Below are 17814 nucleotides of genomic sequence, written 5' to 3'. Positions count from 1 at the left end.
AGATGCTGTTGTCTTCCTCCATACTGTGGTGCTTCCCGCGACGCCCACAAAGAAGGCCAAGTTGGCTGGCGTTCTTTTGTTTCCTCGTCTCGCGCTTCGTTCGGCGGAACGGTAACTGCTACCGCCGATTCGCCGCAGCCTAGGCGGCAGGTTGCACCGGCGGTGTTCTGACCAGTGGGCAGATCCGGCCGTCAGCAGCATGCTCTTCGGCGTACAATTCTTGACGACCTGCATAGAATGAAGTCCCCCAAGGCACGTGACTTGAGGCTGTCAGCAGCTTGGACTTCCGTACGTTTCACGTGAAACCTAGCGCTGGCCGGTCTTATCTCACGTGAGAAGATGTTGGACGCGAATGATTCGCTCTGTCGCCTGCGCTGTAGCGAAGCTGGCGGTTGCTCCATCCAAAGTCCGGACGTTCTACCGCCTTCTGCTCTGGTGCGGTCTCTTACTGCGGCGGAAGCGTAGGCACTGCACGCCAGGGTAAGCACCCGGTAGGCCTCCGTCTTCACCTCAGAATGACACCACCGCATGCTTTCCGCTGGCGCTGACGCGCGCTCTTATGGCCGAGTCAGGCATGTGCGAGGTAGGAGCAAGCGAGCGAACTATGTCGAGCCCACGTATGCATGGAGGCCACGTATTCATGGCCGTATGGTGCGCGGAGGACTAGATGCAAGAAAGTGGCGGGGCCACGGGCTGGGTGCGAGCAAGCCTCTACCAGCGTGGACCGTCATCCTATGATCTCGGGACCAAGGCGCAGGTGACGGTAGGGGCACCGCAGGCACGAGCGATCACGTCGCGGCCCAACGGTTGGACAGTCCGATATGGTCGGTTCTGACTCCCCATGGCTGGGATTGGCGTGCGGTGGCACGTCCGGACTGGTTCACTGAGTCCGAATGTAGACGGGGCCGTACGGTCAACGTACGGTCAAGTTGCGCTCCCGACGGCCTTGATGCTGGAAGAGCGAGGCTCTCGGGGCCATGGCGCACGGTGGTACCTCGAACCCTGGTGTTGGGCATGCTCAGCGATGGCGGCGTTTCACGTGAAACATGACCCCTTCTGAACTCGGTGTGAGGTGGTCCAACGCTTCTTGCCCCGGGTTCAAGTGTAGGAACTCATTTCAACGTGCCGATGGTCCTTCCGAAAGCCGCATTACGAGCTGCCCGGGCGGAAACTATGCTGGTGCCGAAGTGGCACCGGTGCGGTTGGTCCGGGCGTCCTCGCCGCGATCTCCAAGCTCAGAGGACGGCTGCGCTGCACGGGACGTCACACTCCACTCGGTAGAACTCCGCGAGATCACGCAGGGGATGATCCGGCATGCAACGCGCGCAGGCGCCGCGGCCTCTTATGCAGCAGGCAAGACGAAGCCGGGCGCCACAAACAAGCAATCAGCTGGTCCACGTCCACACGCGAACCGGGCACGACGACCGACCGAAGACGCAGTATTGGCGCTGCACATCCTGTGTGCGGGGTGTTGATAGGGCGGTGGATAACCCTGTGGATAACTCTGTGGGTAACGCTGGGGATATAGGGGTGTGGAAGTGGCGAGTGACCACCCGTTCTGCGGCCCAGTGATGGGGTGAGTCTACTGAGCGGTCAGGCCTACCATTTGTGTTTCACGTGAAACACTGCACTGCCAGACGCCGGCTGTCACGATTCGACCAAGCGCCGCAGAAACGGCGTGCCTTGGAACATTAAAAAGGTTTCCTGAAAGGTGATTCTCGGCACAAGCACTAGGGAATTTTGAAGCTCGCATCACGTCGCGCGGGCGAGGCAACGCCGGCCCGCCCGCTGGGGGCCTCCAGGGTAAGGTGTGAAATCAATCACGGAGCTGGCCGCTTGCCCACAGGGCGACGGCGATGCCTGTGGATAAGCATGTGGATTCACCTGTGGATAAGACTGTGAATAAAGTCACCCTGATGCCCAGTAAATCCACACATGACGGACCCCGGATCCCTTCGCCGCGGGTCAGTCTCCCTTATCGGGACAGGGATCCGAATGGACAGAGAAGTTGGGCAACGGCTCGAGTGGGCGACCCTGGGCCCGCGACTGTGCCCGGCTGACACCAGGGTGCGTCAGACCTGACCCATCACTTGGGAGGGAACGAACGAAAAGTCACTCCCGAATCAGAGAGGAGGAATTGGCCCTCATAACTGACGCGTCTCGATCTGCGCGCGCCAGATGGTGGCCTGAGGCGCTCGACGCATGGAGGTCCATACAGCACGTGATGCCGAGAGGACCAGCGCGTGATTGCGGCGGCGTTCAATGCGCGTCTCCACGGAGACCGCGCCTGCAGGTTTTGTTCGCACTCCGTGGACGGTGGTGCTGCGTGCCCCGCCGAGGGTTTTGTGGTTCTAGGCGGGCCGGTTTGTCGTGATGATGGATAGGGCCGGATCATGAGACGGGCCCTCGGCGAAGCTGGTGCCGCGCGGCTGAATCCCTTCGACCGCGTGGGAAGCTGGTGCGGACCTTACATTTCTGCGGGGTTGTGGGCCGTATTTGTCCGCTTCTTAAGGTGTTTCGTCAGCGGGTAATGACCCGACGTTTCAACCTTCGACCTACGTCGGGCTGAGCACAGCGTCCACTCCGTTACTGCGTTTCCCTTTTTAGGGGGAAGGCCGAGGACCGGAAGGAACTGAGGATTACCCAGGGTTCGCGAGGCAGTTGTCGGTCGACCAGCAGCAGTGGACCAGAAGCGGCAACGGAAGTTGCGACGAGATCGGGAGGGTACCGAAGCGACTAGCTCGAGCGGCGTACCCGAGAAAGCCTCGTCTCGTATAGAGACACCGCCCAGTCTAGTGACGTATTCCGCACTGGTCGTCCCCTCTATTCCCCCACTGATCAGTAAACGAAGGCCGTTGGGACAAAGGCGCGGTCCCGTCTTGCGTTGGGTCTACTCCGAGGAGCGGCCTGTGCCTGGCGGTATCTTGGTAGCCGGGCTTGGACTATGCCCTAATGTGGCGCGGCGGAGCCTTGGTCGCATGAAGCCCCTGGCGCCCGTGGCCCGCAGCATTGGCGTTCTGGCACTCGGACTGGCTGTCGTGGCTTCGTCGGAGCGGCCGTCCGTGACGTGCCTAAGGCGACTCACGTTACGGGGCGTCAGACTTCCTGTCATGTGGTCGGTACTCGAAGCGGGCCCCTTTTGTCGTCTCGCGATCCGGGTGCCGGCAATCCCCCCGGCTCAATCGGACCAATGGACCATGATGCGTCACCCTAGTCAAAGATTGTTGCCGGGCAGTGGCGTTTCCCTTGGTCAGCCTGACCTAGCGTGGCCGTGTTTCACATGAAACTTTGACGGCTGCTCACCTGCCGGGGCTGGCGCTACCACGCTTCGTTTCACGTGAAACAGTGGCTTCAGTCGCTGGCTGACGCCTTGTTCGCGCGACCTCCTATGGCACTGCGCCATACACGGGGCAGGCGGAAGGCGTCCATCAGCTACTTCGGGCGCTGATGTAGAGCAACGTGGTGATGGAACTGACGGCGGGGATTCTCGAGACCGTGGGCTTATCCCCCCACGGAGGCGACTCCTCCGATGGGGTCCCGAGCCGATCCTTTCCGTTTCTAACGAAGTCCTGCGGCTACGGGGGCCGCGCCTGGCCACCAGCAGGGAACCCGGCTTGTGATGTGGATTCCCATCTGTTCCGCAGTGGATGAGAACACGGAAAACTCCGACCAAATACCTCTGAACTAGGTTTTAGCCCTTTGCTGCTTGAATCGACAAGACCAACCTTCTCATCTTCAGTGTGGGGCGGTGCTTGCCCGGCGTAGGTGTCGGCGACCGGCGACCGACCGGCGGCCGCCCCCGCGTTGAGTCCGTTCGCGGGAACCTTAGAGCTGGTGTGCGGATTCGGGGTTGACTGGCAAATCTGAATGGTCGGAGGGAAGCAGGCTTGCAACTGAAACAGTACTCTTTAGGCTACTGCGAATGTTGCTGCGCAAAGCTAGTGAGGTTGTGATCTCGGTGTGCACATGGCTGGCTCGCCGGAGCTCTAGAGGGTGCTTGTATCAATTGTGCGAGGTTGTGGTGTAGGGCCGGCGGCCGACTCGGCCAGCAGGTCGCCGTGGGCTGCTGCAGCGCTAACGCCTGACGGCGCGTGAGCCGTGGATCGGGATGGCCGTTGGTGCCGCGATTGAGCTAGTTGAGGGAGAAAGTTGCCGTCGCAAGCTATCTTGTTTGTCGATGCCCTCGGTTCGGGGCGTGCAAGGGGCCTCGACAGATTTGGGGTCGTTCATGTTTCACGTGAAACGTATCCGGCTCGGCGCCCCCCATTCCGCCCTGCCCGCAGGCGCCGGTTTTGCGGATGTGTCCAATGGCATACCAGCGGACTCCTTGTTCCACTTGATATATCGGTCCCCTCGACTATTCCTGTACGGGCGACCACCAACCCATGGGAATAATGGGCACTCGAATTCGCTGCCTAAGGAGCTGCGCGCTTGAGGGAACTACACGACGTTGTACAGTACTTTCCTGGCGCGGACAACACGCAGCGACCAGGTGAGCGATCGAGTATGACCTTGAGGATTGAACTTGGCGCTGCGGAGACTGCGTGGCCAGATGGGGTTGCAGGCACACATCACCATGTGGGCGAAAGTGGCAGTTCCCGCTTGATCGGTGGGTCCGCTACTTTCCCGCTGGTTGCCAATTGGCACACGATGTTGCGCGTGGTGGCGAGTCGGCCCAGAGTCCGTAGCTGATGGTGCACTAAGGCGGAATAGCAATGCCCCGCTCGTCCAAGCGCTAGGGTGCGACTGGCGCAGAGCCATGTTCACCAGCTTCCGAACTTGGTGCCGCGTTGCCCGATGGCCGCGGTCCATTGATTGTTTCACGTGAAACATCCTTGTCTACGGTCCACAGCTTCCTAAGCGCAGCCAAATGAGTCCGGGCCAGATTTCCCAAGTCATGCCCCGGGCAACCTGCGTGTCCTCAATCCGAAGGCCCAAGGCCGCGATGCGTCACGCTTGCCGCTGGTGCTCGGAGCATTAGGCCCCACGCCACCCATCAGTGTGAGACTGGACGATTCTGGGAGAGCAGACCGACCATGTGCATCCTAATCTAGTTTCCTTCGAGACAGGGGGCGCCTCGGGTTTGGTGCGTGGGTATGGGGCCAGGTGGAGAAACACTGAAATGACAGAGATGAAGGACGATTTGGCATTCCGCGCAGTATTTGAGTCACGGTTCATCCCAGCTGCCGCTCGCCCACATCGAGCCTGTGTGCATCGGACCCAGCGGATGTCGTCCGGGCTGTGAAGTTCTTGCCACGAGAGGATCGCAGGGGCCGACCGAACGATGGGGCGCTGTGTTCGGTAGATGGAGAAGACCCGAACCGGCGACCCGTGGTCGCTGAGGTTCACCTGCAAAACAAAAGGTGGCCGCCACTCCCCTAGGAGTGATGACCACCTTTTGGGCGCCTGTTGCCGGCTTTGCCTGTCAGGATTCCCGTCCAGGCATGTCGGGACTAGGACAGAACGTCCGCGAATTCCTTCTCGAAGAACTGCTTCGGCTTGGCACCGATGACCGTGCTCTTCACTTCGCCGCCCTGGAACAGGTACACGGCAGGAATGGAGGTGATGCCGTATTCGGCGGCGATGGCAGGGTTGTCATCAACATTCACCTTGACGACGTTGACCTTCTCGCCGTACTCCACCGAGATCTCATCCAGGATGGGACCCAGCTTCCGGCACGGACCGCACCATTCGGCCCAGAAGTCAACGATTACCGGCTTGTCAGCGGCGAGTACGTCACTGCTGAAACTTGCGTCTGTTACGTCTTTTGCGTTGCTCATAACCCTTGTCTCTCTCTTCGATGCTTTTCAGCGCCGGTCAGGCGTGAAGGTCTGCGAGGTAGTGCTCGACGTCGATCGCTGCGACACAGCCGGAGCCGGACGCGGTGATCGCCTGGCGGTAGGTTGGGTCCACGACGTCGCCGGCGGCGAAGACGCCCTTGATGCTGGTGCGGGAGCTGCGGCCCTCCACGGCAATTGTCCCGGCGTCCGTGATCTGCAGGCTTTCCTTGACGAGCTCGGTGCGCGGATCGTTGCCGATAGCGACGAAGACGCCGGTCACGGCAAGTTCGGACTCGGTGCCGTCGACCAGGTTCTTCAGCTTCAGGCCGGTGACCTTGTCTTCGCCGAGGACGTCCTCGACGGCGGTGTTCCACACGAAATTGATCTTCTCGTGGGCCTGTGCGCGGTCACCCATGATCTTGGAGGCCTTCAGGGTGTCGCGGCGGTGGACCACTGTTACGGACTTGGCGAACTTGGTGAGGAAGAGCGCTTCTTCCATGGCCGAGTCGCCGCCGCCGATCACTGCGATGTCCTGGTTCTTGAAGAAGAAACCGTCGCAGGTTGCACACCAGCTCACACCGTGGCCGGAGAGCCGCTTTTCATTGGCGAGGCCTAGCTCGCGGTACGCCGAGCCGGTGGACAGAATGATGGCGCGGGCGCGGAAGATCTCCCCTGTGGCGATGGTGACAGTCTTGATGTCACCGTCGAGATCCAAGGCGGTGACGTCCTCGAACTGGATTTCGGTGCCGAAGCGCGCGGCCTGCTTTTCAAAGTTTTCCATGAGATCCGGTCCCATGATGCCCTCGGGGAAGCCAGGGTAGTTCTCGACGTCGGTGGTGTTCATGAGCTCACCGCCCGCGGTGACGGAGCCAGCCAGAAGCAGCGGCCTCAGGTTGGCGCGGGCCGTATACACCGCGGCTGTGTAGCCTGCGGGGCCGGAGCCGACGATGATGACATCACGTACTTCTGACGCGCTGTTTTCTGCGGTGCTCACTGAACGGTGAACCTCTTCCTTTGTCGATGCGCCTGCCTTCCGGCCGGCCACATGGCACAACTGATTGGCAGTGTGGAATATTCCAAACGTGTGTGGAGGCAGGCGGAAACGCCCGTGTCTGCACGAGACACCGCCACGGGACTTTCCACAAGGGTACCGCCTCCGGCCACCCAGGGCATGCCGGTTACGTCCGGAGGAACGTCACCGTTGAAAGGCAGTGTCGCCTATTGGGTGGGCAGGGTCCCCTACTGGACCTTGATCTCCGCGAGCCGCAGGCCGTAGCCAAAGCGGGTCTTAGGGGCTGCGAGCTTGGGCAGGTTCTTGATCGAGACGATGACGTACTGGGCAGTCACCGGTTCGGCCAGTGGCATGGTGAGGTCAGGCGAGGTGAAGCTATTGGTGCCCACCTGCTTTGCACCGTCCAGCGAGGGGCGGTCGTTGGTGTAGACCGTGATGCTTCCGCCGGACGCACCCAACTGGTTCAGGGTGATCGAGGAGACCTTGGAAGGGCTCTTGAGCTTGACCACCAGCGGGACACCCTCGGGAGCAAGGCCGCCCCAGTCCTCGGTGGCAAATTCCATGTCTGACCAGTAGCTCGCCGCGTTTCCGTCGGACGCCTTGCCGAGGTCGCCGTCGTACGTCGAAGCGAAATCAAAGTTACCCTGGCGGGTGATCCCCTCGATGGCCGGCGGCCCTGCCGCCGGAGCGGTGCTTTGGGTCGGCGTACCGGTACTCGGCTGGGCAGCCGCCGACGGCGGTGCGGTGGCTCCGGGGGTTGCTTCCGTTTGCGGTGCACTCTTGAAGAGGCTGCCGAGGTTGGTCACGGCAAAGATGAGTCCGACGATCAGGACGGCCGCGAGAAGGCCACCAACGAGCCAACGCATGGAACGCGGCTCCTTCTGTGGCTCGTCGTCTTCATGATCGTAATAGTCGGCTGCGGGAGCAGCGCCGGTGCGGGCGACCGGAGGGAAATTGCCTGCACGGCGGTCCGGCTCGTGCGCTTCGCTGCCCTCGTCGTCATACTCGTCTTCGGGGACGTAGTCATAGTCGTTTCTCGGACCACAGCGACACCTTGGATGGGCTGCGGCCGTCACCGGAAGCCCCCGCGGAAGCTGCGGCTGCCGCACCTGCACCCGCGGCCCCACGTGCGGCGTTTCGGGGGCGGTTGTTCTCGCGCTGCAGGAGTGCCTGCTCAACATTGTCGCGCTGGACGGACTCCTGGACGGCGTCCTGCTCATAGCCCTTATCCGGCTGAATCGGGTGCGGTGCAGTGGTTTCCGGGACCTCCCGCCGGTTTCCCCGCGAACCAGCCGCACCTGCGGCTGCACTTGCGGCACCTGCTGCCGGACCCGCGACGGGACGGGCTGCCGGAAGCGGCGGCACGACGGGAGCCTTCCGGACCGGCGCTGTGGGTGCCTGCTGCGCAGGAGGGTGCTGGCCCAGTCCCTGCGGAGCCGCTGCCCCGTGGGTGGACCGGCCGGCGGCAGGGGCCGGGGCGGTGACAGGATAATGCCCGTCCGGCTTTGACTGGCCTTCGCTGTAGTTGATGTACCCGGCTTCGACCTCGTCGTCTTCGTCGTAGGTTTCGGGTTCGTAGGAGCGCGCCTGCCCGAAGATCTCACTGCCCAGGGTGTCCGTAAAGAAGGGCTCCACGTAGGGCGGGTTCGAAGCAACCACTAGGTCCAGCAGGTCAGCGGCGGAGGTGTGGTTGGTGATCAGGTAGGTCGTGGCGTCGCTGACACCAAGGTCCAAAATCTGCACGTTCCCGGGGCGCTCCCCCGTGGCCACTTCGCGGGCACTCTGGGCCACCTGGTCGGCGTTGTACGGGCCGGCCACCAGGATGCTGACCGAACGGTTCAGCACCTGGTCCACACCGTCCAGCACCAGATCCTGGTCATGCGAGCTCAGCACTGTGGCCGTGACCTTGTAGCGGCCGCCAAGTACTGATCCGACATCGATCGGGTGGGACACGTGTTCCTCCTAGCCTGTCCGGGAAATGCTTCTGGCCCTGGCGATGCATCGCCGTGAAAGGCCTCCGGCGCGCCGGCGGACCCGTGGTCTGCAACTACCTGAGTTCCCCTCGATCCTAGCCGATGCTGTGCAACGGACGCGGAAGACGGGGCTGGCCGACTCCCTCCCGGGTTACTTTTTCTTCCTCCGCCGTGACGGGAAGTGGGGGTTCTGGCCGGGGCTTCCCTGGTAGGTCCGGCGGCCCGGAAGCGGGATCTCCCCGCGCAGGGCGTTCCCACGGGCCGTCCCGGGGACGTCCTCCTCAGGCAGGTAAGTCGCTGCGTCGTAATCTTCCGGTTCCCGCTGGGGCGCGGGCCCGGCGCGGAAGGAGGCCGAATCGAACTCGCCGGAAATCCGGGGAATCAGGCCGGTGTCCGAAGAGAACGTGGCGCGTTCCGGCGTCGGACGCCGCCGTGCAGCAGTGCCAGTGGACGCTCCGGCAGCCGAAACCCCGGCGGTAGCCGCGCCAGCGGGAGCTGCAGCGGGTGCGTCGGAACCGCCGCCAGAACGACGGCCCAGCCGCCCCACCAGCGGCCGCAGCAGGTCGCGCAGCTCGGTGACCCGGAACAGCTTCAGCAGCAGCAGGTACACGGCCAGCATGACAGGCCCGACGACGACGATTGTCGCCAGTGCGGCGGGCCGGCTGCTCCAGGCGAAGCCCACCGGGCTGTAGCTGCCCATAAGCCACAGCGCGCCCACACCGGCAATGGCCGAGCCGAGGGCGGCATAGCCCATGCGAATGTATGAGTTGATGATCCGCGGACCGTCCAGGTGCCCCAGCAGGCGGCGCAGGAAGATGGCGGAGACGATTACCGAGAGGATGTTCCCTGCGGTGTAAAGGACGGCGATGGCGAAAATGATCTGGTCGAACGGCAGGAACTGAATGAAGAACGCGGCCACCACATTCACCAGGGCCAGCACCAGCTGGATGTAGAAGGGCGTGCGGGCGTCCTCGTTGGCGTAAAAGACCCGGGACATCATGAAGTTGGCGCTCATGAACGGGGTGCTCAGCGCCAGGATGGTGAGCGTCTGCGCCAGCATCACGCCGTCCGTGCGGGCACCGCCGGAGAAGAACATGCCCAGCGGCCCGGCGAGGGCGAACAGCGCCAGCGCACCGAACACCGTTGCCACCGCCATGGTCCGCAGCCCCTGCGACAGGGCTTCACGGAGCTCCGCACGGTTGCCGTCCTGCGAGGCGCGGGTCATCCGGTTGAACAGCACCGTGGCCAGGGAGAGCGCGATGATCGAGTGCGGGAGCAGGTACAGCTGGCTGGCCACTTCCAGGACCGCATTACCCGGAAGCATGTCACCGGCGGGGTCGCCGGCCTCCTGCAGCCGGAGCCGCTCGGCTCCGGGGATGGTTGCGATGCGCATGACGTACAGGAACGCGAGCTGCCCGGCAGCTGCGGTCAGGAGCGTCCAAACGCTCAGTCTCGCGGCATGGCCCAGCCCCACTCCGCGCCAGCCAAAGCGCGGGCGCAGCCCCAGCTTCAGCCGGAATACCGGGATCAGGAGGATGGCAGTCTGGGAGAGGACGCCGATGGTGGAGAACCCGGCGACGAAGAACGTCTGGGACGCACCCCAGTTGTCCAGGGAATGCGGGTTGACATTGTTGGCACCGAAGATCCAGATGAACATGCCAAGGCCGGCAATGGCCACGATGTTGTTTAGGATGGGTGCCCACATAGCCGGGCCGAAGGCCCCGTTGGCATTGAGGACCTGCGTCAGCAGCGCGTAGAGGCCATAGAAGAAGATCTGCGGCAGGCACCAGAAGGCGAAGGTAACAGCCAGTGCCTTTTGCTGCGGCGAGTAGCCCTGCGTGGTGAGTTCGATTACGGCAGGCGCAAGCAGCGTGACCAGCAGCGTCAGGGACAGAAGCACGAGAACTGCCAGCGTGAGCAGCCTGCTGATGTAGTCCGCTCCCCTGTCCGGAGCCTTGCTGGCTTTGATGATCTGCGGGACCAGCACGGCATTGAACACGCCCCCGGCCACGAGCAGGAAAATCAGGTTGGGCAGGTTGTTGGCGTTGATGAACGTGTCATTAACAGTCGAGCCCAGGCCCAGCGCCGCGCCCAGCATCCAGGTCTTGCCGAATCCCAGCACACGGGACACCAGCGTCCCGGCAGCCATGATGGCGCTGGAACGCGCCTCGCCGGGCTGCGCGGCACTGGAGGCTGCCTCACTGGCGGGGGCTACACCGGGCGGTGTTTCGCCCGGCTGCGTGGGCTGATCGGAGGACGGATTGGCTGCTGACATCGTCTTCATCGTCTCACCCGGGCGCTGATATTGCGGCACGCACGGGGATACCCGGCAGGCATTGCCGGACGGTCAGAGGTGCTCGGGAAGGACTTCGCGTGCCAGGTCGGCGATGCGGCGTTCATTGGGGAACGAAAGCTTGCGGGCAAGTTCGTGGATGGGAACCCAAGCAACATCAACCGCTTCCTTGTCAGGATCGTTTTCGATGGTGAGTTCGCCGCCGGTGGCGCGCAGCAGGTAGTGGTGCACTGTCTTATGCACGCGGTGCCCGCTGACGGTGAACCAGTAATCGATGCTGCCCAGCGGGGCCAGAATATGACCGTCGATGCCGGTTTCCTCGGCAATCTCACGGACCGCGGCTTCCTCATTGTTTTCCCGGCCCTCGGGGTGGCCCTTGGGCAGGCACCACTCCAGCCGTCCGCCCCTGTTAAGGCGGGCAATAATCGCTACCCTCAGTTCGTCGTCGGACGTGTCCACCACGACGCCTCCGGCGGAGACCTCCTCAACGGTGGGGAGCGAGGCCGGGGCCGAGTGCGGTGCAGGCGCGACATGGGCACCAATTGCCGACGGCAACGGTGGGTTCGTCCTCCTGCCGGGAGCGCTCGGTACTGGATGGGCCATGAAGTCCACTCTAACGACTCTTGCCCCGCCGTGATGACCGGGACATGGCTTCCAGGTGGACTGCATGTGACGGGCTTTGCCGGCGCCGTCGCACAATGACGGGATTTGGTGCGGTGGGGCTTGGTTTTCTGACAAGCTTAAGTAACTATGGCGCACGCACATCAAAAGACTGATCTTCACACCGTTGACTTCCAGGTGGACCCGGTGGTCCTGGAGCTGGGTCAGCGGTTCGTGGACGCCGGTCATGAGCTGTCGCTCGTCGGTGGCCCCGTCCGGGACCTCTTCCTGGGCCGCACCTCCCCCGACCTCGATTTCACGACGGATGCGACGCCGGACCAGACCGTGGCGCTGATAAAGAAGTGGGCGGACAACTTCTGGGAGATCGGCCGCGCCTTCGGAACGATCGGTATGCGCAAGGCCGGCTTCCAGATCGAAATCACCACCTACCGCGCCGAGGCCTACGACCCCGAGTCCCGGAAGCCGGTGGTGGCTTTCGGTTCTTCCCTCACGGACGACCTGCTGCGCCGTGACTTCACCATCAACGCCATGGCCCTGCGGCTGCCCGTGCTGGAACTGGTCGATCCCTTCGGCGGAGTCCGCGACCTGCACGCCTCCGTGCTGGCCACCCCGGGCGCTCCCGAGGCATCCTTCTCCGACGATCCCCTGCGGATGATGCGGGCCGCGCGGTTTGCCTCCCAGCTCGGAGTGTCCGTGCGGGACGACGTCCGCGTTGCCATGACCCGGATGGCCGAGCGCATAAGCATTATCTCGGCCGAGCGCGTCCGCGATGAGCTGGTCAAACTCGTCTGCGGGCGCCACCCGCGCGTGGGCATCGACCTGCTGGTCGATACCGGCCTCGCCGAGTTCGTGCTGCCCGAGGTGTCCGCGCTCCGGCTCGAAGCAGACGAACACCACCGCCACAAGGACGTCTACCAGCACTCCCTCCAGGTCCTGGAGCAGGCGGCCGCCTTGGAAACTGATTCCGACGGCGCGGTCCCCGGCCCGGACTTTGTCCTGCGGTTTGCGGCACTGATGCACGACGTCGGGAAGCCGGCTACGCGCCGGTTCGAACCGGGCGGCGCGGTCAGCTTCCGCCACCACGACATGGTGGGATCCAAACTGACGACGAAGCGGATGAAGACGCTGCGCTTCGACAACGACACCATCAAGGCGGTGGCCCGCCTCGTGGAACTGCACATGCGCTTCTACGGCTACGGCGACGCCGGCTGGACCGACTCGGCTGTGCGCCGCTACGTGACCGACGCCGGGCCCCTGCTGGAGCGCCTGCACCGCCTCACCCGCTCCGACGTCACCACGCGCAACCAGCGGAAAGCCGAGCGGCTGTCCTTTGCCTACGATGACCTTGAATCCCGGATTGCGGCCCTCCGCGAGCAGGAGTCCCTGGACGCGGTCCGTCCGGACCTGAACGGCGCCGAGATCATGGCCCTGTTGGACCTCAAGCCCGGGCCCGTCGTGGGCAGGGCGTACAAGTTCCTACTGGAGGAACGGATGGAAAACGGCCCGCTCGACCCGGCCGACGCCGAGTCCCGGCTCAGGGCCTGGTGGGGTCAGCAGCCCGAAGCCGATGCTCCTGCTACATCTGAGTCTCCCGACGATCCCGCTACTTCTGTGCCTCCCGGCTCTCCCGCCGACGTCGAATCTTCCCTAACCGAGGAGTCCAAGTGAACGCCGCCAACATCGCCCGACCCCAGCTCTGGATCCTGCGGCACGGCGAAACCGAGTGGTCCAAGAGCGGCCAATACACCGGGCTGACGGACCTGCCCCTGACGGTGGAGGGCGAGCAGCAGGCGGTCGAGGCGCGCAGGATTCTGGACAGCGTTGATTTCGACCTGGTCCTGACCTCTCCGTTGCGCCGCGCCCGGCGCACCGCGGAACTGGCCGGTTTTCCGGATGCCGTCCACGAACCGCTGGCCGTGGAATGGGACTACGGCGACTATGAGGGCATCAGCTCGGACCTGATCCGCAAGGACAACCCCGACTACCTGATCTGGACGCACGGGGTTCCCAACGGCGAAAAGCTGCATGACGTGGCTGCCCGGGCCGACAAGATCGTGGCCCGGGTCCTGGAGTCAGGGCTGGACAATGTCCTGATTGTGGCCCACGGCCACTTTTCCCGCATCCTCACCGCCCGCTGGCTGGAACTGGAGCCTGAAGAGGGCCGGCACTTCATTCTGGGGACAGCAAAAGTCTGCACCCTGGGCTGGGACAAAAGGACGCCTGCCATTGTCCGCTGGGGCCTGTAAAAAATACCTTTGAATCTATTTTTCGAATTTCCGGAAAATAAGTAGTCAACCAGATCATTCTTGGTGTACTTTTATTCCTGACCCCAGAGCGATCTGCCAGGGTCATGGCGCACGGCGTCCGGCCAGTCAGCCGGCACCGGCAGAGCAGAAAAGGAGGTTGGGAAAATGATTACTTTGACTAGCGGATGGAAGATGACCATCACCGCGTTCCCGGCCTTCGTTGCTGACCCGCGCCCTCTTCACGGACTCGCCCGAGCGTAATTCTGACGGCCCTGCCCGTCTCCCACATGTGATGGGAGTGCAGGCGGGCCAGTGGCAGACCATTCTGCCGCTTTCTCAGAAACTCTGACCCCGGTGGTCCGCCGTAGCGGAACCACGCGGTTGCGCAGCTCCCCCATAGTTCGGAACCATGCTTCCTGTTGGGCTTGCCGCGCTGCCGTTTCGTGGGCCAATCGCCGCTTTTTCGGATTCCATTTCCTTACCGGGCATTTTTTGCCTTTTACGGCCATTTCTTTGCATCCTCGAATGGCTCTAATTGCCGCGCCCGGATTCTTTTCATCGCTTTGTGAAGGGAGGTGAAAAAACCATGCTCCGCAAGCTCCAGGAGGTTTTCTCCGACCGTGATTCCAGCGGTGATGCCGGCCTTTTTGGCCCCGAGGCCACAATGGTCCAGCAGTCACAGTTCGACGGCCAGCTGCTGGACCAGAAACGCGAGGACGTCTACGTGCTCATGCATCAGCAGATGAGCGGCATGCGCTGAACCGCAGGCCCTTCGCAGTTCTCGATCCGCGCCTTCCATTCAATGAGGAGGATCCAGTGGGCCACATCGGTCAGCAGTTTCCGCAGGGAGCCCGCGCGGCTACGCGCGGGCTCTCGCCTTTTAACGTGGGTAAGCTCGAGACCATGCAGGAGACACAGCCGCCGCCCGATCGAAAGCTCGCGCGCCTGGTGGTGCCGAGCCGCAGCGACCGGCTCCTGCGCAATTTCACCGAGCTAATCGGCGGGCCCCTGGGCCAGCGGTCTGCTCCGGGGGTGATCGCGCCCGGCTTCTTCACAGTGGAACGCGTGCTGATCATCCTGACCGTGCTCGCAGCCCTCGCTGCCATCGCCGTCAAGGACTACTGCCGGGTGAACGGCTGGGAGACGCCGTCGCAGTTCTACGCGACCTGCTATTCCGACTTCCCGGAGCTGTTCCGCAACCGAGGCCTGGGCGACGGGGCCTTTCCGTTTTTCACTCCGGATGTCCTTTTTGAGTATCCGGTCCTGATGGGCCTGATTGCCGGCATCACGGCCCGCCTGGTGCCGGGCGAAGGAGCCACCGACTCCCGGATTCTCGGTTACTTCGATGTCAACGCGACCCTGATTGCCGCCGTCTGGATGGTCACCGTGCTGGCCACGGCCCCGCATGGCCCGCCGACGGCCCTGGGACGCAGCCATGGTGGCCCTCGCACCGGGCATCGTCCTGGCCGGAGTGATCAACTGGGACATGTGGGCCGTGGCCATGCTGGCCCTCGGCATGTACTTCCTATCCCGGGAGAAGCTGGTCCTGGCCGGCCTTCTGATCGGCCTGGGGACTGCCACCAAGCTCTATCCTGTTCTGGTTTTCGGCGCCATCTTCCTGCTGGCCTTGCGCACAGGCAAGATGCGTTCCTTCCTGGTCCCGGCAGCATCCGCCGCCGCGGCCTGGCTCGCGGTCAACCTGCCCATTGCCGCGCGGGACCCCGCCGGCTGGAAGTACTTCTTCGAGTTCACGCAGGACCGTCCCGCCGGCTACAGCTCCCCTTGGTTTGCGTACAACCTGGTCGCCGGGCGGGTGCGCTGGACACTCCTCACTCCGGAGGCCATCAACTCGCTGGCCCTCAACGTGTTCGTGCTGGCTTGCGTCCTCATCGCGGTCCTGGCGCTCACCGCCCCGCAGCGGCCACGGCTTGCGCAGCTGACCTTCCTGATCGTGGCGGCATTCATCCTCACCAACAAGGTCTACTCGCCCCAGTTCGTCCTTTGGCTGGTGCCGCTGCTGGCCCTCGCCCGGCCGAAGTGGCGTGATTTCCTGATCTGGCAAGGCATCGAGGGGCTGCACTGGGCGGCCATCTGGATGTATCTTGGCCAAGTGACCAGCGGCGGCGTCTCACAGCACAACATCGACATGCCGTACTACGTACTGGCCGTCGCCGCTCATATGCTTGCAACTGCATATCTCATGCTCCGGGTCGCCTGGGACATCTGGGACCCCCGCTACGACCCCATCCGGCGGCACGCAATGGACGACCCACACGGCGGTCCCTTCGACAACGCTCCGGACAGGCTGCGGATCGACCTGTTCCGGCCCTCAGCGTCCCTGGTCCCGTGGCGGACGGTCGCCCGAGATGCTTGACGTCGCCGTCGTTGGTTCCGGACCTAACGGACTCGCGGCCGCCGTCGTCATGGCGCGGGCGGGACTCAAGGTGCACGTCTATGAGGCCGCGGACCAGCTCGGCGGGGGATCCCGGACGTCCCAAGTCATAGAGGAAGGGCACTGGCACGATGTCTGCTCGGCCGTTCACCCCATGGCGCTGGCCTCGCCCTTTTTCCGGGCCTTCGAACTGGCGCGGCGGGTGGACCTGCAGCTTCCGCCGGTGCAGTTCGGGTCCCCGCTGGACGGTGGCCGGTCGGCCCTGGCGTACCGGTCGCTCGACCGGACCGCCGACGAACTGGGCCGGGACGGCCGCGCCTACCGCAGGCTCATCGCTCCGCTGGTACGGCACATCGACGGCATTGTGCAAACCACGTCTGACCAGTTGCTGAGGGTTCCCGGCCACCCACTGGCCGCCGCCGTCCTGGGACTGCGGACCCTTGAACAGGGATCGCCGACGTGGAATTTACGGTTCCGGGAGGATAGGGCACCTGCCCTGGTCAGTGGCGTGGCCGCCCACGTCGTGGGGCGCCTGCCGTCACTGTCCGGGGCGGGGGCCGGCCTATTGCTGAACGCTTTGGCGCACAGCGGGGGCTGGCCCATTCCGGTGGGCGGATCGTCTGCGATCGCCGATGCGATGGCCACGGACGTCGAAGCCCATGGCGGCGTGCTGCAGACGGATTTCCGCGTCACGTCGCTGGCGGAGCTCGAGCCGGCGAAGGCGGTGCTGCTGGACGTTGCGCCTCCCGCCCTCTCACGCATCGCGGGCAGCCGCCTGCCCCCTGCCTATCGGCGCGCGCTGGGGTCCTTCCGGTTCGGCAACGGCGCGTGCAAGGTGGACTTCATCCTGTCCGGGCCCGTGCCGTGGACAGCTGCAGGACTGGCAGGGGCCGGAACGGTGCACGTGGGCGGCACACGGGCGGAGATGACCGAAGCGGAGAACGCCGTGTCCCACGGCCGGCACCCGGAGCGGCCCTACGTCCTGGTCTCGCAGCCATCCGTGGTTGACTCCGGCCGCGCGCCGGAGGGCAGGCACATCCTCTGGACCTACTGCCATGTGCCAGCGGGGTCCACAGTGGACATGGGCCAGGCAGTCATGGACCAGCTGGAGCGCTTCGCACCCGGGTTCCGTGACCTGGTGGTGCGGCACAAGGTCACGACGGCGGCCGAACTGGCCGCCTACAACGAGAACTACGTCGGCGGCGACTTCAGCGCCGGCCTCCTGGACCCCCGCGGCCTGATCCAGCGGCCGGTCGTCTCGCCCGTTCCATGGCGAACTCCCGCGCGCGGTGTATATCTGTGCTCCTCCTCGACGCCGCCCGGACCCGGCGTCACCGGCATGTCCGGGTTCCACGCGGCGAAACACGCTCTCAAGGACATATTTGGATTGGACGTCCCGGTCCTCGGCGTGTAGCCGGCGCTCCTCCCACGATCGCGAAGGGAGACTTGAGCCCCGCTGACAGCGGGCGCACGGGGCCGAAAGTGACCGTGTTCGTG

The 17814-nt window shown here is 63.9% G+C and carries 8 protein-coding genes and 2 pseudogenes; 5 read left to right on the top strand and 5 right to left on the bottom strand.

Annotation, left to right across the window (positions count from 1 at the left end; all coding sequences use genetic code 11):
* Positions 1–5453 precede the first annotated feature (5453 nt).
* The 5 genes and pseudogenes from trxA to QFZ33_RS01020 form a co-directional block, all read right to left on the bottom strand.
* Entirely contained in the window at positions 5454–5780 is a 327-nt protein-coding gene (gene trxA, locus QFZ33_RS01040) for a thioredoxin (protein ID WP_111903149.1), read from the bottom strand.
* Positions 5781–5817: 37 nt separating this feature from the next.
* Entirely contained in the window at positions 5818–6774 is a 957-nt protein-coding gene (gene trxB / locus QFZ33_RS01035; protein WP_307024047.1) for a thioredoxin-disulfide reductase, read from the bottom strand.
* Positions 6775–7019: 245 nt separating this feature from the next.
* Positions 7020–8745, bottom strand: a pseudogene (locus tag QFZ33_RS01030) (ABC transporter substrate-binding protein).
* A 171-nt stretch (positions 8746–8916) separates the two neighbouring features.
* On the bottom strand, positions 8917–11040 hold the full coding sequence (gene murJ, locus QFZ33_RS01025) for a murein biosynthesis integral membrane protein MurJ (RefSeq protein WP_307024045.1): 2124 nt from the start codon (positions 11038–11040) through the stop codon (positions 8917–8919).
* Positions 11041–11112: 72 nt separating this feature from the next.
* Positions 11113–11613, bottom strand: coding sequence for an NUDIX hydrolase (locus tag QFZ33_RS01020; RefSeq protein ID WP_307031599.1), 501 nt, complete (start codon positions 11611–11613; stop codon positions 11113–11115).
* A gap of 195 nt (positions 11614–11808) precedes the next feature.
* Between QFZ33_RS01020 and QFZ33_RS01015 the strand changes: the two genes are divergently transcribed.
* The 5 genes and pseudogenes from QFZ33_RS01015 to QFZ33_RS00995 all read left to right on the top strand — a co-directional run bounded on the left by QFZ33_RS01015 (position 11809) and on the right by QFZ33_RS00995 (position 17731).
* On the top strand, positions 11809–13347 hold the full coding sequence (locus QFZ33_RS01015) for a CCA tRNA nucleotidyltransferase (RefSeq protein WP_307024043.1): 1539 nt from the start codon (positions 11809–11811) through the stop codon (positions 13345–13347).
* Positions 13344–13925 carry a histidine phosphatase family protein gene (locus tag QFZ33_RS01010; RefSeq protein ID WP_102972578.1) on the top strand — a complete coding sequence of 194 codons (582 nt, stop codon included), beginning with the start codon at positions 13344–13346 and terminating at the stop codon, positions 13923–13925. The genes QFZ33_RS01015 and QFZ33_RS01010 overlap by 4 nt, the downstream gene beginning before the upstream one ends.
* Before the next feature lie 586 nt (positions 13926–14511).
* A complete protein-coding gene (locus QFZ33_RS01005; RefSeq protein ID WP_307024040.1) occupies positions 14512–14685 on the top strand; it encodes a hypothetical protein in 174 nt (57 codons plus the stop codon).
* Between the two features lie 143 nt (positions 14686–14828).
* Positions 14829–16299, top strand: a pseudogene (locus QFZ33_RS01000) (glycosyltransferase family 87 protein).
* A complete protein-coding gene (locus tag QFZ33_RS00995; RefSeq protein ID WP_307024038.1) occupies positions 16292–17731 on the top strand; it encodes a phytoene desaturase family protein in 1440 nt (479 codons plus the stop codon). Before QFZ33_RS01000 ends, QFZ33_RS00995 begins: the two are co-directional and overlap by 8 nt.
* The last annotated feature ends 83 nt before the right edge of the window (positions 17732–17814 follow it).

Source organism: Arthrobacter globiformis, from assembly GCF_030815865.1.
In the GTDB taxonomy this organism is placed as follows: Bacteria; Actinomycetota; Actinomycetes; order Actinomycetales; family Micrococcaceae; genus Arthrobacter; species Arthrobacter globiformis_B.
The sequence above is the reverse complement of the archived record's forward strand: the minus strand, read 5'-3'. Positions and strand labels throughout refer to the sequence as shown.

Bases quoted from the DNA above. Each gene is read 5' to 3' on its own strand.
- trxA (WP_111903149.1), bottom strand. From the start codon at position 5,780: ATGAGCAACGCAAAAGACGTAACAGACGCAAGTTTCAGCAGTGACGTA.
- murJ (WP_307024045.1), bottom strand. From the start codon at position 11,040: ATGTCAGCAGCCAATCCGTCCTCCGATCAGCCCACGCAGCCGGGCGAA.
- QFZ33_RS01015 (WP_307024043.1), top strand. From the start codon at position 11,809: ATGGCGCACGCACATCAAAAGACTGATCTTCACACCGTTGACTTCCAG.
- QFZ33_RS01005 (WP_307024040.1), top strand. From the start codon at position 14,512: ATGCTCCGCAAGCTCCAGGAGGTTTTCTCCGACCGTGATTCCAGCGGT.
- QFZ33_RS00995 (WP_307024038.1), top strand. From the start codon at position 16,292: ATGCTTGACGTCGCCGTCGTTGGTTCCGGACCTAACGGACTCGCGGCC.